Here is a 23,143-nt window from a genome sequence, read left to right on the forward strand (position 1 = left end):
GGACTCCACGTTGACAACTCCCGCCTCGGCCCCCACCGGCATCACGCGCGTCATTGAGCGCGCGATCGGCGGACTCGTGAGCCGGTCTACCCTGATTGACCTCAAGTCGGTCATCCAGCGCCCCCTCTGGCTGCGCAGTCGGCTCGTGCACAAGGAATACTACGAGTCACAGCTCGACCGTACCTTTCCGTCACTGCACGCGGCCGAGAGGCATTACCTCACCACCGGGTGGAAGATGGGGCTGCTACCCAACCAGTTTTGTGTCGCCCCCGAGGCCCGAGCAGATATCTACGCCAGCCGCCACATCCGGGAGTGGGTTCTCGCAGCGACCCCGGTCGAAGAACCGGAACTTCGCCTCATCACACCGGATTACGGCAGTACGGTTCCCCGCGCTACCCGCCACACCGGCGGGATTGTGGGCCACCAGCTCAGCCGGCTACCAAGCCAGCTACGCCACGCGCACTTCCGGGACGCCGACGGCCGCATGCTCACGTGGGACGACGTGATTCTGAGTACCCTGCACAACCGCATGGTCTTCCGCACGATCGCGGCCTCGCCCCTCTTTGACCTCGACTACTACGCCGCGCAGACGGGCCTCACTTTCCTCTCCCGAGAGGCAGCAATCAACCACTATCTGGAGACGGGCGAGATACTGGGTTACTCCCCCAGCCCCCTCTTTGAACCCGAGTGGTACCTCAACCACCTGGTCGAGTACCAGCCGGACCCCACCGTCAATCAGCTCTTCCACTTCCTCAGCATCGGGCAGGATGCCCCAGCCAGCCCGATCTTCGACGGTCACCGCTACGGCGAACTCTTCCCCGAGGCACCAGACCACCCGGGCGGGCGGGCGGGCCATTTCCTGGAGCGCGCCGAAACTGATCGCACGCTCGAAACGTGCCCCAGTAACCCCAACGTCCCCCACCCCGAGTGGGTCACCGTGCGCGAGCGCGCACTCACCGCCGCCGCCGAGTACTGCGCCCATCGCGCGCTCACGGGTCGCGGGCTCCCCCCCACCCCCCCGCAGCGGCTCGCGGCCCCCGCACCCGCTACGGATGCCGCGGCCGCGAGCAGCGTGACAATTCTGGTGAGTGTGACCCAGATTTCGGTCGAGAGTATGGAACCGATCAACACCCTCCTCGCGCAAACACATACCGACTGGGAGCTACTCATCTGCGGCACCGCCGAGGAGGCGCTCTCACGCACACGCTTTGTCAACGCACTCGTGGAGCGTGACCCGCGCATCCGTGTCGTCACCACGGAGGGCAGGAGAACCGCGGCCCTCAACGAGGCCGCCGACGCCGGCACCCGGCAGACCATCACCGTGTGGAACGGATCGGAAGCCTGGTCTCCCGACCGGCTAAGCTCTCTGCTCACCACGGGCGGCACTGACACCGGCCTCCGCTACGCGCAGGCGGTGTGGGCCTCGGGAGCGGCCGCCGACGTTCCCGGCTACACCCCTGCCGAGCGCCAACTGTGGCTCGGCCCCACCTCGTTACGCGGCTTCCTGGTGAGCTACGAGCTTTTTATCCGCGAGGGCCGTTTCAGCACAGACCTCGACGCACTCGTGGAGTGGGATTTCCTCGTCCGCACCGCCTCCATCGTGACCGGCCAACGCCGGGGTCGCCCGGCCGAACGCCCGGGACCGGAGGCACCACCCGCACTCAGCCCGCCCGTTGATCGGGACCTCGCAATCATCCAGGCCCGCACGCTTGAACGCTGGGATGAGGTGGCGACTGGCCTCCCCCAGCGCAACGCGGCGCTCAGCTCCATCCTGCTTTACGTGCGCTCAGGCTGGGAGAATGCGCTCACGGCGCTCACGGCACTCCGCGCCACCACACCCGCCGACGTCGAGATCATCGTCGTCTGCGACGGGACCCCCCGCTCAACCTCAGCCGTACTCACCCTTGCGAGCCTGACCGACCGGCGTGTGCAGATCATCCGAACGCCCGCCCGGGTAGAACGGAGCGTGGCGCTCAACCTGGCCTGTGCCCGTTCAACGGGGAACCGGATCGTCCTGGCCGATGAAAACGTGGTGGTGGCAGACGGCTGGTTCGAGGCCCTCAGCCGAGTGCTGGCCCGTGACGGGGTAGCGGGAGTCCAACCGCTCCTGCTGGACAGCGACGACACCGTGTTCACCGCGGGAACCGTGTACGCCGCAGACGAGGCTCTTCCCTCACGGTTCCTCTCGGGCTTCCCCGGCGAGGATGGTGTCCAGGCTGAGGGGTACGCATTCGCCGCGGCCTGTGGCTTGCTCCTCATGGTGCCCGCCGCGGCCTTCTGTGGTGTCGCCGGATTCCGCGCCGCCTACCTGGAAGAGCACGGCGATACCGACCTGTGCCAGCGCATCACCCGGACGGTTGAGGGGCACTTTCGCACGGTCACCGAAACCACCGCACGGCGACTGGTGGCACACAGCGCACCCCTCCCCGCGGATACCGCCCAACTCCGTGCCGCGGCCGACTCCGCACACTTCCAACGCGCCTGGTCCGAAACACCCGCCCGCACCGACCGGGAGGTGTTCGGCTCCGGATCGCTGACCACCACCGGCACACTCGCCGGGCGACGGCTACCGGGCACCTCCGTTCGCCGTGCACACTTTCAGGTGGCGCGACCCGCGCGCCGTGTGCCCTCCGGCCCGGCTGCTGGCCTGCCCTCACTGCGCTGGGCGATCAAGAACCCGGCCCACGCTGGCCCCCGAGGCGCGCAGTGGGGCGATACCTTTTTTGCCAATGACCTGGCGGCCGGGCTCCGCGCCCTCGGCCAGGAGGTCGTGATTGACCGGCAACCCGCCCACGAGCGACCCGACTCCACCCACCTCGACGATGTGACCGTCACCCTGCGCGGGCTGGAACGCTTCGTACCACAGCCGGGTGCCACCAATATCCTCTGGATTATCAGCCACCCAGAGTTGGTCACCACAGACGAGCTCACTTCCGGCTACCAGCTTGTCTACGCCGCGAGTACGGGATGGGCGTCCGAGGCATCGGCGCAGTTGAAGATACCGGTCCGCCCGCTGCTTCAGGCCGCCAACACCCAGCGCTTCCACCCCCGAGCTGAGCCACACTCGGCTGCCGAGCACGACGTCCTTTTTGTGGGCCGCACCCGTCGAGTGTTCCGCCCAATCGTCCGCGACGCAATCGAGGCCGGTGCCCGGCTCGACGTGTACGGTGACGACTGGGAGACCTTCATCCCCGCACACTTTGTGAAGGCCCACTCCCTGCCCAACGCCACGCTGCCGGAGGCCTACCGTACTGCCCGTATCGTCCTCAACGACCACTGGTCAGTGATGGCGGCCCAGGGCTTCTACTCCAACCGCCTTTTTGAGGCTGTCGCCTCGGGCGCGCGCGTCATCAGCGACCCCGTCGAGGGGATAGAGGAACTTTTTCACGGCACCGTGAAAACCTACGGGAACATCGATGAGCTCCGGCTGCTGCTGGCCGAAGACTCCCCCCTCTGGCCGGATGAAGTCACCTTCCGGCGGGCTGCCGAGGCTGTAGCGCGCGAGCACACGTTTGTGCGCAGGGCGCAGACACTCCTCGGGGACGTGCTGACGGAGCGCGGGATAGCGCACCCGCTGTAGCCGCGTGCGGGTGTGGCAGACACCCGCCGCGTGGGCCTAACGCCCGATCAGTTTCTTCGCCGCACGCACCGGGGCCAGGACCGCCCGCCCGATCCGGTAATCCGGGCTCGCATACACGGCCTGAGTCTCGCGGTGGGCGGCCTCCGCCTCCTGTGCACGCTGGTTACTCACACCCTGCAACCGCTTACGCTCTGTGACCTCGCGGGCGAGAGCCTCCGTGCGCTCGACCTCGATGGGCAGAGCCGCACCCACAATCTCCGCGGCGTGGGCCTGCTCTTCTGCGGTATAGGGCTCGCCCTCGGGGCTGTTAAGTGTGGCCGCCAGATCGCCAGGGGAAAGCGCGCGACCCGAATCCAGCAGATCGTGCAGGGAGGTCGCCATCCAGCGGTCGGCGACAAAATCCGTGGAGTCGTCCGTGAGCTCGTGCTGCTGGGGGTGGCGGTACTCGTAGAATTCCTCCAGGATGCCAGCCTTCAGGAACCGGTAGTCACGCATCCCGTGGTGGCGGGGACTCGGGCGCAGCGTGGGGCTGCCCTCATAGGCCAGACCCGCGTTCTCCACCTTGGTACAGAACTGCGCCCAGGAACGCCACGGGTAGTGCAGCACCTCAAGGGCGAGCGCGGCCTCCGGCTGCCCCTGACTCTCAATACTCACAAAGTGGTTTCCCTGGGCCACCGTCACATCGGCCCGGCCCACGTGGATGGCGTTGGGTGTGGGCTGCGCGTTCAGCCCCGCACTGCGTGCAAGCGTCTCGTTACTACGCTCATCCCGCCAGGTGAGACGGTCGATACCGCTGCCACTGCGACCGGGCAGGCCGGTCATATTGACCACGCGCGCGGTAAAAGCACCCAGGGCGATAGGGATGCGTTCGAGGGCCTCGCGCAGCGTGAGCGTACGATCAACGGGGATAAAAAATTCGTCAGCATCCGCATTGATCACCCAGTCGGCAGCGTGTTCGGTGAAGGCGCGGGAGGCCATCTTTGAGACAACCGCGCTCTGTTGCTTATCGTGCTCACGGTAGTCGTGCAGCTCGACCCGGCCGGTATCGGCGTAGCGGCTCACAATCTCGCGCGTACCGTCAACCGAGCCGTTATCGGTCACAATGATCAGATCAACACCCTGGGCGAGGTGGTGCTCCAGCATGGCAGCAACGATGTCTGCCTCGTCTCTGACCATCATTGTTGCTACGAGTTTCATGGGTCCATCCTAATTTGTTGCACTACCGTGGCAAACACACCCTCCACCGGGTACGGTATATCTACCGCCACCACCAAAGTTTGGGGAGAGTACGAACACGGTCATGCCCACCATCCTCGTTTTCCCGCAATACGATAATCCCTACCTCACTATCTTGTCCCTCGCCCCCCAGTCTCAGGGGTACACGGTAGTGAGTGAGCTGACCCTCACGAAGCTAATAGACCGCCTTCACTCTCTGAAGAACGGCGATACCTTCCACCTCCACTGGACAGCACCCATATGTCAGACTGCCACCGACGCGGATGCTGCACGAAAAAACCTGGACACATTCCGCGAAGCAACGCGCGCAGCGCTCGGCCGCGGAGTCACTGTACTCTGGACCGTCCACAATACGCTCCCACACGAGCTCACCTACCGAGAGCTCGAAATCGAATTGTGCGAATTTCTCGCCAGTACTGCGACACGTGTCATCCAGTTGAGCGAGAAAACCGCCGATGTGGTCTCGGAGACGTACACGCTCCCCCCCGATCGCCTCGTAACACTCCCGCTATCGAGCTACCTGGGGGTCTACCCCATCTCAGCAACACGGGCCGAAGCCCGGGAACATTTCGGGTTGGATGAGGATGCCGGACCTGTGATCGTTTTTGTCGGACAGATCAGGCCCTATAAAGGCCTAAAAACCCTCTTCGACGCCGTGGAAATCCTGACGAAACAATATCCCAAGATAGCCCTCCTCGTTGCCGGTAATACTCGGGCCGAGGCACGCGCCGAACTCTCCGCACTCTTTCCTCCGTCGGCACAGGTCGTGAGCCAACTCACATTTGTGGCGGATGAGGAGATCCAATGGTGGTTTACTGCCGCCGATATTGCGGTCTTCCCCTACCAAGCAATTCTCAACTCCAGTAGCGTCTTTCTCTCGGCTACATTTGGTCGGCCCTGTATCATCCCGGATGGTGAGCCGCTTCGTAGCCAGTTCGAAGGGGAAGCTTGGGTCACTCGATACCCCACCGGGGGCGGGGCGGGGGAGGAGGCGGAATCACTTGCCCGTGCGATCTCGGCAAGCGTCCCGCATACTGAGGCCACGGGTCAGGCGGCCTTCCGCTTCGCACGGGCGCATTTACCTTTCGAATTATCACTCACATACCTGGATCTGTTGCAGAGTCTTAATCGAGCGAACGAAGTTACTGCTAGTGGAGCCACCCTCGCAACCGACGAATGAGTGCACGACATACCCGGATAACGACGTGCGACCGCCGGAGCAGCAGTAGGTCCTTCTCCTGCGCACCGTATGATGCCACGATGACTGGCCAGCCGCGTGACCTGTTCGAGGAGTGGTCTGCTCCTATCTGAGAGGGAACGCCCAAGGGTCTCGCCAGAGTTCCCGCATCACTCGATAACTCAAGCAGAATACGCCAGTAACCCGCACGATTAAACTCATCGACAGACACCGTCATCCGGCGCTCGAAGAGTCCTGTCTCAAGCCCGACAATAGGCCCCAGCGACACGCGGTGCGCAGAGTCCTCCCGCGTGTAGCCAACAAGGGTGAGGGGGCTCCCCGCCAGCAACGGGGGCAGAGCAAAAACGAGGTGAACAAATGAACGACTGACCTCAACACGGATGGTCGTCAGGTGGCTCGTTGCGAGGAAGTTCGTCAGGAGAACGAGGTCGGAAACCCACTCCGGCTGTCGGCGCGACGAAGACTCAACCATTCCCAGGGTACGACCCACAACCTCCAGGTCACCCGCTGCAAAGATCTCGGTTGAGATGTCCCGCTTATGGATCACGATTCGACGGTACAACTCAGTTAAGCTCGGAACGGACAGCAGCCCCGTCTGGGCGATGACAACGGCTGCACGGACGCGCCGGGTCAGATCGTTCAGATCTGTGCGAGATTGAGGGGTCGGTTTCATATTTTCAAGGGTGACTGCAACCGCATCATAATCGCCACTCGCAACAGCGACAATGACGGCTCGGTGTGCAACCGGTACCGTCTCCCACACATGCGTCGGGGCAAGCTCCACAAGTCCACGCACGGCACGGGCAACCTCCGGATCAACGATCTCCCGTTTCTCAGCACGCAGCGCGGCTACGTAGTCACGGAGAAATCGTCCAACATCCGTCTGGACCGTAAACTTCCACCACGTCTCACCAAGTTTCGGGGTGTCAAGACCATTAACGTACCGTGCAACCGCAGTTTCCTCCCGCAGATAGGTGAGCACACGGTCTCGGGGCGGCTCAGCCATGCTGGGAGGCAGGGTTGGGTAATGCGTGCGAGCAAGGTACACAACCGTGGTGATCACGTTGATGCTCTCCGCCGCCCGCAAAACACGGATAGCGGCGATACGACGGGCCGAAGTTTCACCTGACAAGAAGGCGCTATCGTGATCCTGCCACACCTGCCGACGCGCTAACCCGTGCCAACCGGGCCGCTGCACGATCAGGCCGAGCCGATTAGTGAGGAGAATACCCGATTCGGAATCCTCATAGATATCGTACCCTTCTGTGCTGTTCCACGTCTCCGTTGCCGCGAAATCCAACACGGCTCCGACAACCGCATCGGCTCGATTGGTGCGGGCCGAGTTCAGAAGCGCAGAGAACGCCCCCGGTGGAACCAGATCGTGGCCGTCCACCCAAGCCACGTAGGTACCGCCAAGATTCATCGCCGAGAAGGTGGCTCCTGGCGAGTCGGTACCCAGCAGGGATCCCGAGAACACACGGATACGCGAATCCGCTCGGGCCAACGCCCGTAACCGCTCGGCCGTACCGTCTGTGGACCCGATGTCAACGAGAACAATCTCACAGTCGAGGCTATTGCGGTGTAATACACTCATCACACACTCGTCAACCCGATGGGCTACGTTATGCGCCGTAACGACAATCGACAACTCGTGGATATCCGAACCGTCCCGGCGTGACGAGAGAGCCATCGGTCGAGAGCCTAACTCACCAAATTGAGTAGATAAACCCCGTAGCCGCTCTTCGTGAGCGGTGCGGCAAGTTCACGTAGCTGATCGTCCGAAATCCAGCCGGCGCGCCAGGCGATCTCCTCCACGCAGCCAATCTTGGACCCCTGGCGGTCCTCGATCACCCGCACGTATTCGGAGGCCTGCATCATCGACTCGAAGGTGCCGGTATCCAGCCAGGCCGTACCACGGTCGAGCACCTGCACGTGCAGCTTGCCCTGTTCCAGGTAGCGCTCGTTGACGGTGGAAATCTCCAGCTCCCCACGGGCGCTGGGCTCAATCGTCTTGGCAATCTCCACCACCGAGTTGTCGTAAAAGTACAGACCGGGCACCGCATAGTTACTCTTGGGTGTGACCGGCTTCTCCTCGATAGAGACCGCGGTGAAGTCATCGTCAAACTCCACAACGCCGTAGGCCGTGGGATTGCTAACGTGGTAGGCAAAGATCACGGCACCGTCGATATCGTGGTGCGCACGCAGCGCCGAACCGAGACCCGTACCGTGGAAAATGTTATCGCCCAACACGAGCGCAACGCTGTCACCACCGATGAACTCCTCGCCGATAGTGAAGGCCTGTGCAAGACCGTCGGGCGAAGGCTGGACAGCATACTCCAGACGAATACCCATCTGCGAACCATCCCCCAGGAGCGCACGAAACTGCTCGTTATATTCCGGGGTAGTAATGATGAGGATCTCGTTGATTCCGGCCATCATCAGCGTGGAGAGGGGGTAGTAGATCATGGGCTTGTCATAGATCGGCATGAGCTGTTTGGAGATGCCCTTGGTGATCGGCCACAACCGGGTGCCCGACCCGCCAGCGAGAATAATACCCTTCATGAACGCTGTGCTCCCTCGTTAAGTTCGGCGTAAAAGCGGCGCGCAGCCTCCCACTCGGGGAGCAAACCGGCGGCCTGAGCCTCCGCAAGGGAGGGGGCTTCGGTATCTTTCGGGGAAAGCAGGAGCTCGCCCGCAGCCTCCGGGAATACCAGCCCTACCTCGGCATCGAGGGGGTTGATGCCGTGCTCCCGCTCGGCGTTAAACGTGGAGGTGACGAGGTAGCTCACGGTGGCGTTATCCGTGAGGGCGACAAATGCGTGCCCCAGACCCTCCGCCAGGTAGATGGCCTTGCGCTCGGTGTCATCAAGCAGCACCGAATCCCACTGGCCGTAGGTGGGCGATCCCACCCGGATATCAATCACGTAGTCGAGCACAGCACCGTGCGTTGCCGTGACGTATTTAGCCTGGCTCGGTGGGATATCCGCAAAGTGAATCCCCCGCACAGTTCCCTTGCGAGATACCGAGGTATTGGCCTGAGCGAGGTCAATCGGATGCCCCACCACCTCCGCCAACCTATCAAAGCGGTACCACTCAAGAAAGACACCGCGATCATCGCCAAACTGCTTGGGGATGATTTCGTAGGAGTCGGGAATAGAAAGTTCACGAATTTGCACGCCTCCCAGCTTACCCAACCATCAAGGAGGTTAGACTCTTATGAGAATTTGCCGCCCCTTGAGTTGGGTATGCTCGATCAACATGTGTCACCGGCAGTCCGGCCTCGGCCACGATGTTGCGACGTCAGAGGGGGCGGCACACGAAGATTGTGAGTGGGTCGCCCCACTCCTGGCAAAGGCGGCACGGGACAACACTATGACAACATTTCTGATTACCGGAGCATCCGGAATGCTCGGCACCGACCTTCAGCGTGTTCTAGCTGACCACACCGTCACCGCCCTGGACCGCACCCGCCTGGATGTGACCGATGCCGCCGCCGTTCGGGCGGCCGTCGCGGGACACGATGTGGTCATTAACGCGGCGGCCTATACCCGGGTCGATGACGCCGAGACCCACGAAGAAGAGGCCCACGCGATCAACGCTACGGGCCCACTCAACCTGGCCGTTGCCTGCCGCGAGGTCGGTGCACGGCTCGTCCAGGTCTCGACCGACTATGTCTTCCGTGGCTCAGCCACGACACCCTACAGCGAAAACGACCCGCTCGACCCCCTCTCCGCATACGGCCGAACCAAAGCCGACGGGGAGCGCAACGCCCTTCGCGAACATCCCGCGGGCACCTACGTGGTCCGCACCGCCTGGCTCTATGGCCAGCACGGCCCCAATTTTGCCCGAACCATGCTCACCCTGGCCGCGCGCAACGACACGCTCACCGTCGTCGATGACCAGGTGGGGCAGCCCACCTGGACCCTCGATCTGGCTCGCCAGATCCGCGCATTGAGCGAGTCGATGGCCCCGGCCGGTATCTACCACGGGACCAACTCGGGCGTAACCAGCTGGCGCGGCTTCGCCCAGGCGGTGCTGGAGCTCGCGGGCCTTGACCCGGAGCGGGTGCATCCCACCGACAGCTCACAATTTGTACGGCCCGCACCGCGGCCACGCTATTCGGTTCTGGGCCATCAGGCGTGGCGTCACGCCGGTATCCCGGAGCTGCGCGGCTGGCGGGAGGCCCTGGCCACGGCTTTTACCGACGGCGCTTTTAACGAGGCCCTCCCTGTCACCACCCCACCAATGTCCGCAACAACCTCCGCTGAGGCATGATGACCACACTGACCGTTATTTCCGAGGGCGTCTCGCCCGCCTCGTCCAACGACCTCACCGACTACGCGCGCGACCTCACGCGCAGCATCGTGGCAACCGCACCCCGCAGTTGCGGCGTTTCGGCGTTCCTGTGCTCCGCCAACACGCGCGACCGTGATTTCTTCCGGCAGACGGCCCCACAGGCCGAGATCATCCAATCCTCGCGCGATCGGGCCGCACTGCTGCGCGCGTGGGGGGTTGGCCTCACCGGGCAGCACGGCGACGGTATGGTGCACGCGCCCAGCCTGTTTGCACCGCTCAGTCGGCACGACAAGATCAACGACGGGACACAGACCACCGTCACCATCCACGACACGACGCCGTGGACCCACCCCCACGCGTATCCGCCCAAAGCCGTGATGTGGTTTAAAAACATGGCTCGCCGCGCCCAAAAGTACGCCGACGCCATCGTGGTCCCCACCCACACCGCCGCCGAGAACCTCACGAAGTACCTGGATGTGGGTGACCGCATCCGGGTCGTTCAGGGCAGCGCGCCCACCCGGGTCATCAACGCAGACGGCAACGGCCAGGCCGACCCGGTTCGGGCAATGGCGGGCAGCTACGTCATCACGGAGTGCGGCACCAGCGAGTTCAGCGGGCTCTCCGCACTGCTTCAGGCATTCTCGCGACCCGAGCTGAACGATGTGGGCCTCGCCATCGTCGCCAGAGACGGCCTCACCCCGGAGACGCTGGCCGAACTCACGACCAGCCTGGGCATCGCCCCCCCTCGGGTACACCTGCTCACCACCGGCAACGGCGGCGAGATCAGGGATGCCTACCGGGCCGCATCCGCCCACGTCCTGCCCGGCCGCGCCGATCAGTTCTCCTCCTCCATGCTCACCTCGTTTGTGCTCGGGGTACCGACCGTGCACGCGGACACGCCCGTGCTCAACGAGATCGCGGGCGACGCGGGACGCAGCGTGGATGCGAGCAGCGATGACACCTATATTGACGGACTCGCCGAGGCGCTCGCCGAGGTGGTCGCCGACACCACCCAGCGCGAACGCATGATCACGCTCGGCCACGACCGGGCGCGGGCGTTCAGCTGGCGCGAGGCGGGCGAGCGCATCTGGCAGTTGCACGCTGAGCTGTAGCAGGATACACGAACCGCCGAAACGACGCCCGGGGTCGCTTCTGTGGCTCCGCCCGGGCGACTCCTGGGTCACGAAAGACTCGCGAGAGCGAGGCTGGTGACGGAGTCGGCAGCCCCCTCGCGATCATCCTCGCGCGCACACTGATCGGCCCGTGGTCCAGCCCGACTGCTCCACGAGGTGCGTCATCGAGCCACTGCGAAATCGCGAGACGGACAAACCGGTCGGAACAAAACCCAGGCCAATTCAGAACGCGAACCCCCCGTCACTCATCGCGGTCGTGAGTGCACCGCTCGCGCTCAATGCGCAGAAGAATAGCCGTCTGTTGTTCTACAATCGCCCGCACTGCGACCAGCACAAGGACAGCGAGCAGACACCCCATACCGGTCAGGAACATGACGAGTCCGAGTGTGGCTTGGAACGGTGCCCCGTCGAAATACCTTCTCGAAGAACTCCCCATGAAGATCTGCCAGCCCAAAAACAAAAACACCGGTGACACGAGGGAGAGAACGGTCACAAGAGCGGGGAGGCGTATCTGCGAAGAGACCCGGTCCGAAGTATTCTGCAAAGGCACGTTTGTCATGCCTGGAGTCTATATGCCGTGTCGGGCCTCACTCACCGCGGTGTACACCGCGGCGGCGAGGGCCGCGACGTCGGGCTCCCCCTCGGCGAGAGAAAGTTCCCCCAGCCGGATCACGAGATCACACGCACCGTCCTGGTACTCCCGGATGCTCCTGCTTGCCGCCGTCGGCGCGGCCGGTCGGTCGCCCTTCAGCGTCTCCTCGGGCGACCGAACGAGCACGTTCAACACGCCCGGCTGCGGAGTGACGGGCGCAAGGTGGGTGAGAAACACGGCCACCGTGTCCAAGTACTCCCGGTCGCGGGGATGATCACACGACACTGACTCCGCCCGCCCGCCCGCGGCCCGGACGGCATCCGCGATGAGTTCGCCCAGATCACGCAAGGACACACGCAGCGCGGCACTGCCCGGAATCTCATAACTCCCCTCTTCGGCCCGGATCACCCAGCGCTCAGGGGCGAGACCTGCGGCATCCGGACGCGCCATGACAATCGGCTGTGAGCCTCGCACGAGGGCATCACCAAACGAGTTACCGGGCATTACCGCGGCGATATCGAAGCCAACCTCGGCGTAGAAGCGGGCGGCATCCACCGGCAGCGCACCGCGCCAGCGGCTCAGAAACAGCTCCCGGTTGGGAATCGCGAAGCGGGCCCGCCCCGTTGACTTGCTCTCGTGGTGGGTGACCCGCGCGTCGTGACAAACGGCAAATGAGCCGCTGTGACGCTTCACCAATGACAGACACAGGTCAACATCCTCGTAGCCGTTTTTATACAGCTCGTCAAAGCCACGATTCTCGACCACATGCTCCGGGCGCAGCATCATGGCCGCGGCCGTGATGGCCGAGAAACCCGCGTGCAGACCGTCGGGGGCGTCGTACTCGGGATGTCCGGCGAGCAGGTGCCAGGGGAGCGTGCGCTCGTCCCAGAAAACGGTACCAACCGCCTGCAAGCTGCCGTCCGGGTACAGCAGGCGGGGCTGCACGCCGAGAATGTCTGGACGCCCGTCGAGCGCAGCCCGCAGGCTGGCGAGCCACCCGGCACGCGCCTCGGTGTCATTGTTGAGGAAGACTACGCGGTCTCCGCTCGACTCGGCAAAAGCGATGTTGGAGCCACCCGCAAAGTTGCGGTTACTCGGTTCACGGCGCAGCACACAGCGCGGCTCCGCACCAAACAGCTCCCAGAGGGTGCGGCTCACGGCGGGGCGAGAGCCGTTATCGATGATAACCACCTCGGTGGGCACGCTCTCGTCGGCGAGAACCGCCTCCACCGCGCGCTGGGTCATCTCCCAGTCCTCATAGGTAGGGATCAACAGGGAGGTCAGCCCGACGGTGCGCTCGGCAAGCGTCTCGCGCTGCTCGATCCAGTCCACCCCGCCACCCGTATCGGGAGTCGAGAGCATGGTGCCGCCGCGCCAGGTCACCACCTGGCCGCGGGCCGCCGCCCGCTCGTAATCGAGGTGGTGGTGGCGCAGGCCACCCCAGGTGTGTGCGCCCCGGGCGGAGGGCAGCGGGGTATCGTCGGTGGCGGTCGAGAGAAACTCGGCAACAGCATCCCAGGTCGTCTCCGGGACGGGCCCCTCAGACCGCTGTGCCAGGTAGCGTTCCATGTCAAATAACGGACTCGGCGAGACGAGAGGAGTTGACGGTCGGCGGAGGGCGGCACAGGCCTCATCCGCACCCACACCGTGCGCGAGCGCCCCACGCCCGGTGAGCTCACGCTGCGCCCAGTCAAGATTAATCAGCGGGTGCGGTGACAGGCCCTGCTCCGCACCGTGGCTGAGGAAATGCTGAATTGCAGCGCGGTTCGAGGAAAAGGACTGGCCCGCCTGGGCGCGGTAAAACTCCAGGTCAAAGACGCCGCTGGCAGAAATCTGAGCGAGTTGGCGACGAATGATCGCCTCGTCAAGCGCCCGCCGTCCGCCCGGCAGCCGCACAATAGTGGTGGCAATCTTCTGCTTCATACGCTTCCCTACTTCTATCCCCCAGCGGGGGCCTCGGACTCTTCCGCCACCGGCGGGTAGAGCACACTGTGCAGGTGCTCGTGCAGGTAGGCGGTGTCCGGGTTGTCCTGGTCGATCACATCCGGCCCGAGATCAACCCGGATCGGTTCGAGCTTTTTGGTCTTGGTCGCCAAATCGACAAAGTAGGCAAGCATCGACTCGGGGATATCTGTCGTAATAATCTGCGACCCCGCATCCGCAATGCCCTGATACTTACTCAGTACATTGGCCGGCGTGAACTGTTCCAGGATAGCGACCTGCAAATTGCGCTGGCGCACCATGCGGTCCCAGTCGGTCGTATCGAAGCGCGATCTGGCGTACCAGAGCGCGGTGCCGCCATCGAGTTTCTGCACGCCAGGCTCAATGTACTGGATGTTACCGGTCGCCCCGTGTCCTGCCATCGCGACCCGAGACTCCACAGTGATCGTGACGCCGCCCAGGGCGTCAATCATGTGGGCAAAGCCAGCCATATCAACCATCACGTAGTACTGGATCGTGATGCCCGTGAGCCCCTCCAATCCGTCCTTGGTAGCCTCGATACCGGCGTTGCTCCCCGAGGCGGCAGCGTCCGGGTAAATTCCGGCGTTGAGCATACCGCTTGAGTACAGGCCGTTCACCTTGCCCTCGTCGAGGCCATCGGTGAAGACCTGCATCAGCGGGGAGGCCTCGGGGATGGGGATGTTGCGCACGTCCCGAGGAACACCCACCATCACGGCCTGACCGGTCTCAGCATCCACACTCACGATCGTGATGCTGTCGGGGCGCACCCCCTCACGGTCTTCACCGGCATCGGCACCGAGCAACAGAATGTTGTAGCGCCCATCGATCGGTTCCGCCCGCTCAGCCTGGGTGAAGATGCCGAGTAGGCCGCGCTGCACGTTGAGCAGGTAGGCGGCGTACGCGGTACTCCCCGATGTGAGGAGGAGGGCGAGGACGGCCGTCCCCGCCACAAAAGCACGTGAGCGAGGCTTCACCTTCACAATGCGCACGAGGCGCAGAGTGTTGAGTGTGAGGACCAGCCAGAGCACGGCGTAAAAGAGGAGGAACACCTGCACAACGGTGATCGCAATACGCTGCGTGAAAAGAGCGTAGATAGCCTGTGGCCACACCAGATAGGTGATAACGGCAACAACGATACCCGCCCACAGGGTGAGGGTCGCACCCAGGCCGAAGCGGCCCAGCTTGCGACTACCGGCCAGTACCTGCGGGGCACCCGGGATAAAAAATCCGAGCAGCACCAACCACCAACCGCGCTTGGTCATCACCTCGGATGACCCCGCGTCGGGATAACGGATCGGGTTATCGAGCTTCGTCATAGGGAGTTTTTAAGCGCCTCGTTCTTGGCCTCAACCAGGGTGGCCAACTCGGCAGCGTAACCCGTAAGTTTACGAGAAACCGTGGCATCCGTGGCCCCGAGGATGCGCGCGGCCAGCAGCCCCGCATTCTTGGCCCCACCGATAGAGACAGTGGCCACGGGGATGCCGCCGGGCATCTGCACAATCGACAGGAGCGAATCGAGGCCGTCGAGCCGGGCAAGCGGCACGGGCACACCGACAACAGGCAGCGTGGTCACGGAGGCGAGCATCCCGGGCAGGTGCGCCGCACCGCCAGCACCGGCGATGATCACGCGCAGACCACGCTCAGCGGCGGCCTGACCGTAGGCAATCATTTTTTCGGGCGTACGGTGTGCGCTGAGTACCTCTACCTCGAAGGGGATACCAAACTCGGTCAGGATCTGAGCGGCATCGCTCATCACCGTCCAGTCGGAATCGGAACCCATCACAACTCCGACAAGGGGCACACGTGCAGTGTCTTTGACCATTTCACCATGCTAGTTTGCGTGCCTGAGCACGGCCTGTCTCTCGGCGAGCGTGTCGCGCGCCGACCATCACTTAGTCGAGATACTCCGGAATACCTTCGGGAACCCGCTGGCTGCGCCGCCACGGGTTACGTGCGAGAGCCGTGACGCTCCGCACCTGCTGTGACTCCTGTTGCTTGAGCACCGCGAGAACAGCATACACGGCGGCACGCTCGTCATCCGACGCATTGGCCGTGACAAACTCGATACCGATGGTGGGCAGAACGTCTTTTTCTGCCGCGGGCCGGGGCGCTGCCTCGCGACCCGCGTGGGGTGTCTGATCCGTCATGCGGGCCCCCGCTACAGCGGGATGTTCCCGTGCTTCTTGGCGGGCTGCTCCACACGCTTACCGCGCAGACCACGCAGGGCTTTGAGCACGGCCAGGCGGGTGCCCGCTGGCTCGAGCACATTGTCGAGTTCACCGCGCTCGGCAGCGAGGAACGGGCTCGCCACGTTGTAGGTGTACTCCTTGGCCAGCTGCGCCCGCACAGCCTCCACATCCTCACCCGCGGCCTCCGCCCGCTTCAGCTCGGCCCGGTACAGGATGTTGACGGCACCGGCACCGCCCATCACGGCGATCTCGGCGGTGGGCCAGGCAATATTGACGTCTGCACCCAACTGCTTAGAGCCCATCACGATGTAGGCCCCACCGTAGGCCTTACGCGTGATGATGGTCACGAGCGGCACGGTAGCCTCGGCATAGGCGTAGAGCAGCTTCGCGCCGCGGCGAATGACGCCCGTCCACTCCTGATCGGTGCCGGGGAGATAGCCGGGGACATCCACGAGAGTCAGGATCGGGATCGAGAAAGAGTCGCAGAAGCGCACAAAGCGTGACGCTTTCTCACCGGCCTCAATATTGAGTGTGCCGGCCATCTCGCTGGGCTGGTTCGCCACGACGCCCACCGAACGGCCCTCGATGCGGGCAAAGCCGATCAGGATATTGGGGGCGAACAGGGGCTGAACCTCCAGGAAGTCGCCGCCATCCACAATCGACTCAATGATGACCTTCATGTCGTAGGGCTGGTTGGGGCTGTCCGGGATGATGGTGTTGAGTTTGCGATCAGCATCCGTAATTTCGAGCACGGTATCGCTGTCGTAGACGGGCAGCTCGGCCATATTGTTGTCCGGGAGGTAACTGATCAGCGTGCGGGCGTAATCGAGTGCATCATGCTCATCGGAGGCCAGGTAGTGGGCCACACCCGACACCTTATTGTGGGTGAGCGCACCACCCAGCTCCTCAAAGCCCACCTCCTCGCCCGTCACGGTTTTAATCACGTCGGGGCCGGTGACAAACATGTGACTGGTCTTGTCCACCATGATGACAAAGTCGGTGAGCGCGGGCGAGTAGACGGCCCCTCCCGCTGCCGGTCCCATGATGATGGACAGCTGCGGAATCACGCCGCTACACATGGTGTTGAGGCGGAAAATCTCGCCGTATTTACCGAGGGCAACAACACCCTCCTGGATGCGCGCGCCCCCCGAGTCGAGGATGCCGATGATGGGCACGCCCGTCTTGAGTGCAAAGTTCATGATCTTGATGATCTTCTCACCGGCCACCTCACCCAGCGAGCCGCCAAAGATCGTGAAATCCTGCGCGTACACCGCCACTTGGCGGCCCTCAATAGTGCCGGCTCCCGTAATCACCGAGTCACCAAAGGGGCGATTACCCTCCATCCCAAACGCGTGAGTGCGGTGACGCACGTACTTATCGAACTCCACAAACGAGCCCCGGTCGAGCAACCCCTCGATGCGCTCGCGGGCGGTCATCTTGCCCTTGGGGTGCTGACGGGCCTCCGCCGCCTCGTTGCGCTCGTACACCGCCTCGTTATAGCGGAGTCGGTGGTCGGCAATTTTGCCGGCGGTCGTGGAAAGATCGGGCACGTTCGCGGTGTTGTCATCAGTCACGAATGCCACTCTACCGGCCCGCTTCCTCCGCGCGGCTTATGAGACCCCCCACAAAAGAACCCGAATACTCTTCACGTATCCTCTAATTTCATCGTCGCGTCGGGGGCCACGCTACCCTAGCGGGCATGGACCTTCCGCTCACTCGCACCGTCGCCCCACTACTCACCTGGCTCCCCGAGGTGGACTCGACCAATGCGTGGCTCTCACAGCGGGTTCGAGAGGCTCATCCAGACAGCCCCGTCCCCGACCGTTTCGTCGTGGCCACCGACACCCAAACATCGGGGCGAGGGCGCCTCGACCGGGCCTGGACCGCCCCGGCCCGCACCAGCCTTGCCGTGTCGGCCCTGCGCCGAGCGCGGCGCGCCGATGCGGCCCTCGCGCTCCTGCCACTCACGGCGGGCAGCGCCGTGGCTGCCGCGCTGCGGCCACTCCTGCCGAGCCACTCAGTTACCGTCAAATGGCCCAACGACGTCCACGTGGACGGGCTCAAGGTGTGCGGTATCCTGTGCGAGCTCACCGCCGATGGCGGGGTCATTATCGGAGTGGGGATCAATCTCACCCTCACGGCGGCGGAGCTCCCCGTGCCCACCGCCACCTCACTCGCGCTCCAGGACGCCGTGAGCACCTCCGTCGATACGGTACTCTCTGCCACGCTCAGCGAGCTCTGGGCACAGACAACTGAGCTGCTCGACGCCGACACCCCCCAGCGCATTGAGGCCATCGTGGACCGAGCCCGCCGTGACTCCGCCACCCTGGGCCGCCGAGTCTCCACTCATCTCCCTGACGGCTCGGTCATCACGGGGGTCGCCCGCACTCTGGATACCGGCGGGCGGCTCGTGATCGAGCGGGCTGATGGGGGCGGGATGCTGACGGTCTCAGCGGGGGATGTCATCCACCTTCGCTAGACGCCAATAGCACGAATCATTCACTATTATGAATAACTCAAAAAAAGGGCTACTGTAATGGAATGCAGTTTGCCGAGTCCCCGGTCACGCATCCTCGCGGTGCGGACCCTCGCGGTGCGAATTGGACCGCGAAGTTACGCGCAGTGGGACTCCGCACCACCACCCAGCGCCTCGCGGTGCTCGCCTTCCTCGACCACAACCCCCACTCGGATGCCGACACCATTTTCCGCGGCGTACGTGACGTGCTGCCCACGGTATCCGTCCAGGCCATCCACGGGATTGTGAACGATCTCTCAGCCGCGCAGATCATCCGCCGGGTCAACCTGGCCGATTCGAGTAGCGCACAGTACGAGACCCGCACCAAGGACAACCACCACCACGTACAGTGCATCCGCTGCGGCCGCATCGAAGATGTTGACTGCACCGTGGGCCATGCACCCTGCCTCACCCCGTCGAACACGCACGGGATGCGCATCATCGAAACAGATCTCACATTCCGCGGACTATGCACAGATTGCGAAAGGGAAGAAAAATGACAGAACCTACCACAACCAATACGGGGGCACCGGTCGCCTCCGACGAGTTCTCTCGCACCGTTGGGCCTGATGGCCCCATTGTTCTCCACGACCACTACCTGGTGGAGAAGCTCGCCCAGTTCAACCGCGAGCGCGTACCGGAGCGAGTTGTCCACGCTAAGGGCGGCGGGGCGTTCGGCACGCTCACGATCACCGAGGATGTGAGCGCCTACACTCGCGCGGCCGTCTTCCAGAAGGACACCGAGACGAAGATGCTCGCCCGCTTCTCGTCAGTGGCCGGAGAGTTGGGTTCGCCCGATACCTGGCGCGATGTGCGCGGCTTTGCACTCAAGTTCTACACCGAAGAGGGCAACCTCGATATCGTCGGTAACAACACCCCCGTGTTCTTCATCCGCGACGGCATCAAGTTCCCCGACTTCATCCGCTCGCAGAAGCGCCTGCCACACACGCATCTGCGTGACGCCGATATGCAGTGGGATTTCTGGACCCTCTCACCCGAGACGGCCCACCAGGTCACCTATCTGATGGGCGACCGGGGTCTCCCCGCCAACTGGCGACAGATGAACGGTTACGGCTCACACACCTACCAGTGGATCAACGAGGCCGGCGAGAAGTTCTGGGTGCAGTACCACTTCCACACCGAACAGGGCGAGCGCAACATCACGGGTGCCGAGGCCGAGCAGATCGTGGGAGCCGACACCGACTACTACCTGCGCGACCTGTTCGACGCGATCGAACGCGGCGATTTCCCCCGCTGGCGGGTCTCCGTGCAGATCATGCCCTACGAGGAGGCCAAGACCTACCGGTTCAACCCCTTCGATCTCACCAAGACCTGGTCACACAAGGACTACCCGCTCATCCCGGTGGGCCACTTCGAGTTGAACACCAACCCCACGAACTACTTCGCGGAGATCGAGCAGGCCGCCTTCGAGCCGTCGAACCTGGTCCCCGGAACCGATGTGAGCCCCGATAAGATGCTGCTGGCCCGCGTGTTCTCCTACGCGGATGCGCACCGCTACCGCATCGGCACCAACTACAACGAGCTGCCCGTAAACCGACCCATTAGCAAGGTGAACAGCTACTCGAAAGAGGGCGCGATGCGCCAGTTCTACACCGGCGGCGAGAGCCCGGTGTACGCACCAAACTCGCTGGGTGGCCCTGTTGCGGACGCGGCGAAGGCTGCCGAGAGCAACGGCTGGGAATCCGACGGCGACCTGGTGCGCTCGGCCTACACGCTGCGCGCCGACGACGACGATTTCGGCCAGCCCGGAACCCTTGTGCGCGAGGTTTTCACCGACGAGCAGCGTGATCGCCTGGTTGAGACGTTGATCGGTCAGTACAACAGTCTGACCCTGGAGCAGGTCAAGGAGCGTTTCCTGTGGTACTGGACGAGCGTTGACGGCGAGCTCGGCGCGCGCATCACCGCGGGCGTAACGGCCTAACATCCGGATCACACCGTGAGAGTTCGCGGGGTACGCGCCTGTCGCTGCCCCGCGAACCCTTTTCTGCGGTAACAATGGTTCTATGGCTTCCTTCTCTGGCAACGATTCCCGCCAGAAATCTCAGGATCTGAGCACCGCCCTGAAACCAGCCACCGCAGCCCACCTCCGGCCCGAGGTCATTATCGCCCGGCTCCGCCGCCACGGTCGTATCCTCACCTTTCACACACTTGTCCTGCTGGCCGTTCCTCCGCTGGTGGGCTACTTCGGTTTCAGTCTCGCCGAGGCCTGGCAGCGGAGCCTCGTGATCGCCGGTGGCGGGATCGTCATTTTTCTGCTGTGCGTGCTCCCCTACTTCGCCTGGCTCGGGGGGACCTACACGATCACCACCAAGCGCATCGTGGTCCGCCACGGCTTTTTTGTGCGCTCCCGTTCGGAGGCCTCCATCGGTCGCATCCGCGAGGTGCGTGTGCGGGCAACGGCGGCCCAACGGATGTTTGGCTCCGGCACCGTCCTCCTCCTGGTTGGCAGTGAGGATCCGCTCTCGCTGCGCGATGTACCGGGAAGCGAGCAGGTCGTCTCAATGCTGCACGAATTGATGGAGCGCTCCTACGCCGTAGATTCGGCGCTCTCCCCGGCGCAGACCCCCGCTGGAGTGACAGAATAGGACTCTGACCCGGGTCTGAACCGCGCACGATCACCAGCGATTCACGCTCACAACCAACCCACGACTGCGAGGACACAATGCCCGACATCATCGGCGTTATCGGCGGCGGCCAACTGGCCCGGATGATGATCCCACCCGCCGTCGCTCTGGGGCTCGACCTGCAGGTGCTTGCCGAGACAGACGAGTCATCAGCCAGGCTCGCGGCGGTGCGTGTGGGCGACTACCGGGATGCCGATACCGTATCGAGCTTTGCCGACACCGTCGATGTGGTCACATTCGACCACGAGCATGTACCGCAGCCCATCCTGCGCAACCTGATGGCCCGTGGTGTCGCTGTACACCCGCACCCCGAGGCGCTGCTCTACGCACAGGACAAAATCCTCATGCGCCAGAAGCTCAGCAAGCTGGGGTTACCCGTGCCGGAATGGGCGCGGGTATCCAGCCCGGAGCAGCTGGCCGATTTCCTCTCTGCCCACGGCGGCCGCGGTGTGCTCAAGACCGCACGCGGTGGCTACGACGGCAAGGGTGTGCGGATGGTGACAGACGCGGCCGAGGCCTCCGATTGGTTTGCCGCACTGGCAGAGGACGGCAACGGCGGTGAGCTTCTGGTCGAGGAGAGGGTAGATTTCCGCCGCGAACTGGCCCAGCTGATTGCCCGCCGTCCGAGCGGCGAGAGCGCCACCTGGGCGGTGGTCGAGACGGTACAGAAAAACGGTGTGTGTGCCGAGGTGCTCGCACCAGCCCCCGGCTCGGAGGGCCGCCTCGCCGAGACCGCCGCCGAGATCGCCACGCGCGTGGCCGACGGCCTGGGCGTCACGGGCGTGCTCGCCGTCGAAATGTTCGAGACGACGGATGAGCGTATCCTCATCAACGAGTTGGCCATGCGCCCACACAACAGTGGACACTGGACTATTGAGGGCTCCGTCACAAGCCAGTTCGAGCAGCACCTGCGGGCCGTCTCGGATCTCCCACTGGGTGCGACGGACCTGCGTTCCCCCTACACCGTGATGATCAACGTACTGGGTGGACCGAGCGCGGGAACTATGGAGGACCTCTACCCCGAGGTCCTGGGCCAGTACCCCTCAGCCAAGGTACACAGCTACGGCAAGCAACCGCGCCCCGGCCGCAAGGTGGGTCATGTAACCGTCACGGGCGATACCCTCGACGAGACAGCGTACCTGGCCCGCGCAGCGGCCTCCCTCTTCGACCGCTAGCCGACGGGCGGACGCTCGCGGGAGCCGGGCGGCACCACCGGCATCACGAGGCCGCCCGTCACGTGCACCAATTCGGTAAAACTCAGCGGAAAAACCGTCCGGGGGTGGCCCGCCGCGGCCCACACCGTGGGGTACTCAGCGAGCGAGACGTCAACAATGGTGCGCACGGACCCGGGGTGGCCCACCGGGGCGACCCCACCGATTGCCTGGCCGGTGGCGCTGCGCACCTGGTCCGCGTTGGCCCGCTGGAGGGTGATCCCGAGCGATCCTCCGAGAAACTCCGTATCGACACGGTGACAGCCGGAGGTCATCACGAGCACCGGCTCGCCGATGTCGGTGGCAAAGATGAGAGAGTTCGCGATGGCGGCGACGGGCACGCCGAGGGCCTCGGCCGCGAGCGGGGCCGTGTGGGCGGCATCTGGCAGCCAGTGGATAGTGGGCTTGAGCCCGCGGGCGGCGAGTGCCACCCGCACGGCGGCAACGGCCGGATGCTCCGCATCCACGGTTGACCCCTGGGAATTCCCCGATTCGTCCGGGCGCGCAGCCGTCGAGTCGTTGTGAGTCATTGGGATCCTTTCGCATGAATACAGCATGGCGATGTTACACGGTGCGTGGACACAAT

Annotated in this window: 20 protein-coding genes; 9 read left to right on the forward strand and 11 right to left on the reverse strand. The window is 63.8% G+C overall.

What is annotated here, in order from left to right:
- Positions 1 to 10: 10 nt before the first annotated feature.
- Positions 11 to 3,580 carry a glycosyltransferase family protein gene (locus FB466_RS08070; protein ID WP_141917469.1) on the forward strand — a complete coding sequence of 1,190 codons (3,570 nt, stop codon included), beginning with the start codon at positions 11 to 13 and terminating at the stop codon, positions 3,578 to 3,580.
- A 36-nt stretch (positions 3,581 to 3,616) separates the two neighbouring features.
- Here the strand turns inward: FB466_RS08070 and FB466_RS08075 are convergent, their stop codons facing one another.
- Complete coding sequence (locus tag FB466_RS08075) at positions 3,617 to 4,777, reverse strand: glycosyltransferase family 2 protein (RefSeq protein ID WP_211344788.1); 1,161 nt, start codon at positions 4,775 to 4,777, stop codon at positions 3,617 to 3,619.
- Positions 4,778 to 4,880: 103 nt separating this feature from the next.
- Here FB466_RS08075 and FB466_RS08080 point away from each other — a divergent pair, with 103 nt between their 5' ends.
- Positions 4,881 to 5,996 (forward strand): glycosyltransferase family 4 protein, encoded by a 1,116-nt coding sequence (locus FB466_RS08080; RefSeq protein ID WP_141917470.1) that lies wholly within the window; start codon positions 4,881 to 4,883, stop codon positions 5,994 to 5,996.
- On the opposite strand, the gene FB466_RS08085 is transcribed toward FB466_RS08080, so the two are convergent.
- Genes FB466_RS08085 through FB466_RS08095 form a run of 3 tightly spaced genes read right to left on the reverse strand, consistent with a single transcriptional unit; the run spans position 5,965 to position 9,190 of the window.
- A complete protein-coding gene (locus FB466_RS08085; RefSeq protein ID WP_141917472.1) occupies positions 5,965 to 7,704 on the reverse strand; it encodes a glycosyltransferase family 2 protein in 1,740 nt (579 codons plus the stop codon). The two genes, FB466_RS08080 and FB466_RS08085, sit on opposite strands and share 32 nt — an antisense overlap.
- An 11-nt stretch (positions 7,705 to 7,715) precedes the next feature.
- Positions 7,716 to 8,576, reverse strand: coding sequence for a glucose-1-phosphate thymidylyltransferase RfbA (gene rfbA / locus FB466_RS08090; RefSeq protein ID WP_141917474.1), 861 nt, complete (start codon positions 8,574 to 8,576; stop codon positions 7,716 to 7,718).
- Complete coding sequence (locus tag FB466_RS08095) at positions 8,573 to 9,190, reverse strand: dTDP-4-dehydrorhamnose 3,5-epimerase family protein (RefSeq protein ID WP_141917475.1); 618 nt, start codon at positions 9,188 to 9,190, stop codon at positions 8,573 to 8,575. The genes rfbA and FB466_RS08095 overlap by 4 nt, the downstream gene beginning before the upstream one ends.
- Before the next feature lie 196 nt (positions 9,191 to 9,386).
- Between FB466_RS08095 and rfbD the strand changes: the two genes are divergently transcribed.
- The gene (gene rfbD, locus FB466_RS08100; RefSeq protein WP_141917477.1) at positions 9,387 to 10,289 is read left to right on the forward strand and encodes a dTDP-4-dehydrorhamnose reductase; all 903 of its coding nucleotides are present in this window, start codon (positions 9,387 to 9,389) and stop codon (positions 10,287 to 10,289) included.
- A complete protein-coding gene (locus FB466_RS08105) occupies positions 10,286 to 11,422 on the forward strand; it encodes a glycosyltransferase (protein WP_141917479.1) in 1,137 nt (378 codons plus the stop codon). Before rfbD ends, FB466_RS08105 begins: the two co-directional genes overlap by 4 nt.
- A 262-nt stretch (positions 11,423 to 11,684) precedes the next feature.
- On the opposite strand, the gene FB466_RS08115 is transcribed toward FB466_RS08105, so the two are convergent.
- The 6 genes from FB466_RS08115 to FB466_RS08140 all read right to left on the reverse strand — a co-directional run bounded on the left by FB466_RS08115 (position 11,685) and on the right by FB466_RS08140 (position 17,760).
- Entirely contained in the window at positions 11,685 to 12,002 is a 318-nt protein-coding gene (locus FB466_RS08115; protein WP_141917481.1) for a hypothetical protein, read from the reverse strand.
- A 9-nt stretch (positions 12,003 to 12,011) separates the two neighbouring features.
- Complete coding sequence (locus FB466_RS08120) at positions 12,012 to 13,958, reverse strand: glycosyltransferase (RefSeq protein WP_141917483.1); 1,947 nt, start codon at positions 13,956 to 13,958, stop codon at positions 12,012 to 12,014.
- 14 nt (positions 13,959 to 13,972) lie between these two features.
- Positions 13,973 to 15,313 carry an LCP family protein gene (locus FB466_RS08125; RefSeq protein WP_141917485.1) on the reverse strand — a complete coding sequence of 447 codons (1,341 nt, stop codon included), beginning with the start codon at positions 15,311 to 15,313 and terminating at the stop codon, positions 13,973 to 13,975.
- Entirely contained in the window at positions 15,310 to 15,819 is a 510-nt protein-coding gene (purE, locus tag FB466_RS08130; RefSeq protein WP_141917487.1) for a 5-(carboxyamino)imidazole ribonucleotide mutase, read from the reverse strand. The genes FB466_RS08125 and purE overlap by 4 nt, the downstream gene beginning before the upstream one ends.
- 70 nt (positions 15,820 to 15,889) lie before the next feature.
- Positions 15,890 to 16,144 (reverse strand): hypothetical protein, encoded by a 255-nt coding sequence (locus FB466_RS08135; RefSeq protein ID WP_141917489.1) that lies wholly within the window; start codon positions 16,142 to 16,144, stop codon positions 15,890 to 15,892.
- An 11-nt stretch (positions 16,145 to 16,155) separates the two neighbouring features.
- Entirely contained in the window at positions 16,156 to 17,760 is a 1,605-nt protein-coding gene (locus FB466_RS08140; protein ID WP_141917491.1) for an acyl-CoA carboxylase subunit beta, read from the reverse strand.
- Positions 17,761 to 17,885: 125 nt separating this feature from the next.
- Here FB466_RS08140 and FB466_RS08145 point away from each other — a divergent pair, with 125 nt between their 5' ends.
- From FB466_RS08145 to FB466_RS08165, 5 genes are all read left to right on the forward strand, one after another.
- Positions 17,886 to 18,665 (forward strand): biotin--[acetyl-CoA-carboxylase] ligase, encoded by a 780-nt coding sequence (locus FB466_RS08145; protein ID WP_141917493.1) that lies wholly within the window; start codon positions 17,886 to 17,888, stop codon positions 18,663 to 18,665.
- 62 nt (positions 18,666 to 18,727) lie between these two features.
- The gene (locus FB466_RS08150; RefSeq protein ID WP_141917494.1) at positions 18,728 to 19,201 is read left to right on the forward strand and encodes a Fur family transcriptional regulator; all 474 of its coding nucleotides are present in this window, start codon (positions 18,728 to 18,730) and stop codon (positions 19,199 to 19,201) included.
- Positions 19,198 to 20,643 carry a catalase gene (locus tag FB466_RS08155; protein WP_141917496.1) on the forward strand — a complete coding sequence of 482 codons (1,446 nt, stop codon included), beginning with the start codon at positions 19,198 to 19,200 and terminating at the stop codon, positions 20,641 to 20,643. The genes FB466_RS08150 and FB466_RS08155 overlap by 4 nt, the downstream gene beginning before the upstream one ends.
- Before the next feature lie 82 nt (positions 20,644 to 20,725).
- Positions 20,726 to 21,307 (forward strand): PH domain-containing protein, encoded by a 582-nt coding sequence (locus FB466_RS08160; protein WP_141917497.1) that lies wholly within the window; start codon positions 20,726 to 20,728, stop codon positions 21,305 to 21,307.
- A 29-nt stretch (positions 21,308 to 21,336) separates the two neighbouring features.
- A complete protein-coding gene (locus FB466_RS08165; protein WP_281285169.1) occupies positions 21,337 to 22,521 on the forward strand; it encodes a 5-(carboxyamino)imidazole ribonucleotide synthase in 1,185 nt (394 codons plus the stop codon).
- On the opposite strand, the gene FB466_RS08170 is transcribed toward FB466_RS08165, so the two are convergent.
- The gene (locus FB466_RS08170) at positions 22,518 to 23,087 is read right to left on the reverse strand and encodes a YbaK/EbsC family protein (RefSeq protein WP_141917500.1); all 570 of its coding nucleotides are present in this window, start codon (positions 23,085 to 23,087) and stop codon (positions 22,518 to 22,520) included. The two genes, FB466_RS08165 and FB466_RS08170, sit on opposite strands and share 4 nt — an antisense overlap.
- Between the last annotated feature and the right edge of the window lie 56 nt (positions 23,088 to 23,143).

The organism is Klugiella xanthotipulae, assembly GCF_006716695.1.
Taxonomy (GTDB): domain Bacteria; phylum Actinomycetota; class Actinomycetes; order Actinomycetales; family Microbacteriaceae; genus Klugiella; species Klugiella xanthotipulae.

Bases quoted from the DNA above. Each gene is read 5' to 3' on its own strand.
- FB466_RS08135 (WP_141917489.1), bottom strand. From the start codon at position 16,144: ATGACGGATCAGACACCCCACGCGGGTCGCGAGGCAGCGCCCCGGCCC.
- FB466_RS08160 (WP_141917497.1), top strand. From the start codon at position 20,726: ATGGCTTCCTTCTCTGGCAACGATTCCCGCCAGAAATCTCAGGATCTG.
- rfbA (WP_141917474.1), bottom strand. From the start codon at position 8,576: ATGAAGGGTATTATTCTCGCTGGCGGGTCGGGCACCCGGTTGTGGCCG.
- FB466_RS08080 (WP_141917470.1), top strand. From the start codon at position 4,881: ATGCCCACCATCCTCGTTTTCCCGCAATACGATAATCCCTACCTCACT.
- FB466_RS08105 (WP_141917479.1), top strand. From the start codon at position 10,286: ATGATGACCACACTGACCGTTATTTCCGAGGGCGTCTCGCCCGCCTCG.
- FB466_RS08145 (WP_141917493.1), top strand. From the start codon at position 17,886: ATGGACCTTCCGCTCACTCGCACCGTCGCCCCACTACTCACCTGGCTC.
- FB466_RS08170 (WP_141917500.1), bottom strand. From the start codon at position 23,087: ATGACTCACAACGACTCGACGGCTGCGCGCCCGGACGAATCGGGGAAT.
- FB466_RS08125 (WP_141917485.1), bottom strand. From the start codon at position 15,313: ATGACGAAGCTCGATAACCCGATCCGTTATCCCGACGCGGGGTCATCC.
- FB466_RS08120 (WP_141917483.1), bottom strand. From the start codon at position 13,958: ATGAAGCAGAAGATTGCCACCACTATTGTGCGGCTGCCGGGCGGACGG.
- FB466_RS08085 (WP_141917472.1), bottom strand. From the start codon at position 7,704: ATGGCTCTCTCGTCACGCCGGGACGGTTCGGATATCCACGAGTTGTCG.
- FB466_RS08155 (WP_141917496.1), top strand. From the start codon at position 19,198: ATGACAGAACCTACCACAACCAATACGGGGGCACCGGTCGCCTCCGAC.
- FB466_RS08150 (WP_141917494.1), top strand. From the start codon at position 18,728: ATGCAGTTTGCCGAGTCCCCGGTCACGCATCCTCGCGGTGCGGACCCT.
- rfbD (WP_141917477.1), top strand. From the start codon at position 9,387: ATGACAACATTTCTGATTACCGGAGCATCCGGAATGCTCGGCACCGAC.
- purE (WP_141917487.1), bottom strand. From the start codon at position 15,819: ATGGTCAAAGACACTGCACGTGTGCCCCTTGTCGGAGTTGTGATGGGT.
- FB466_RS08115 (WP_141917481.1), bottom strand. From the start codon at position 12,002: ATGACAAACGTGCCTTTGCAGAATACTTCGGACCGGGTCTCTTCGCAG.
- FB466_RS08075 (WP_211344788.1), bottom strand. From the start codon at position 4,777: ATGAAACTCGTAGCAACAATGATGGTCAGAGACGAGGCAGACATCGTT.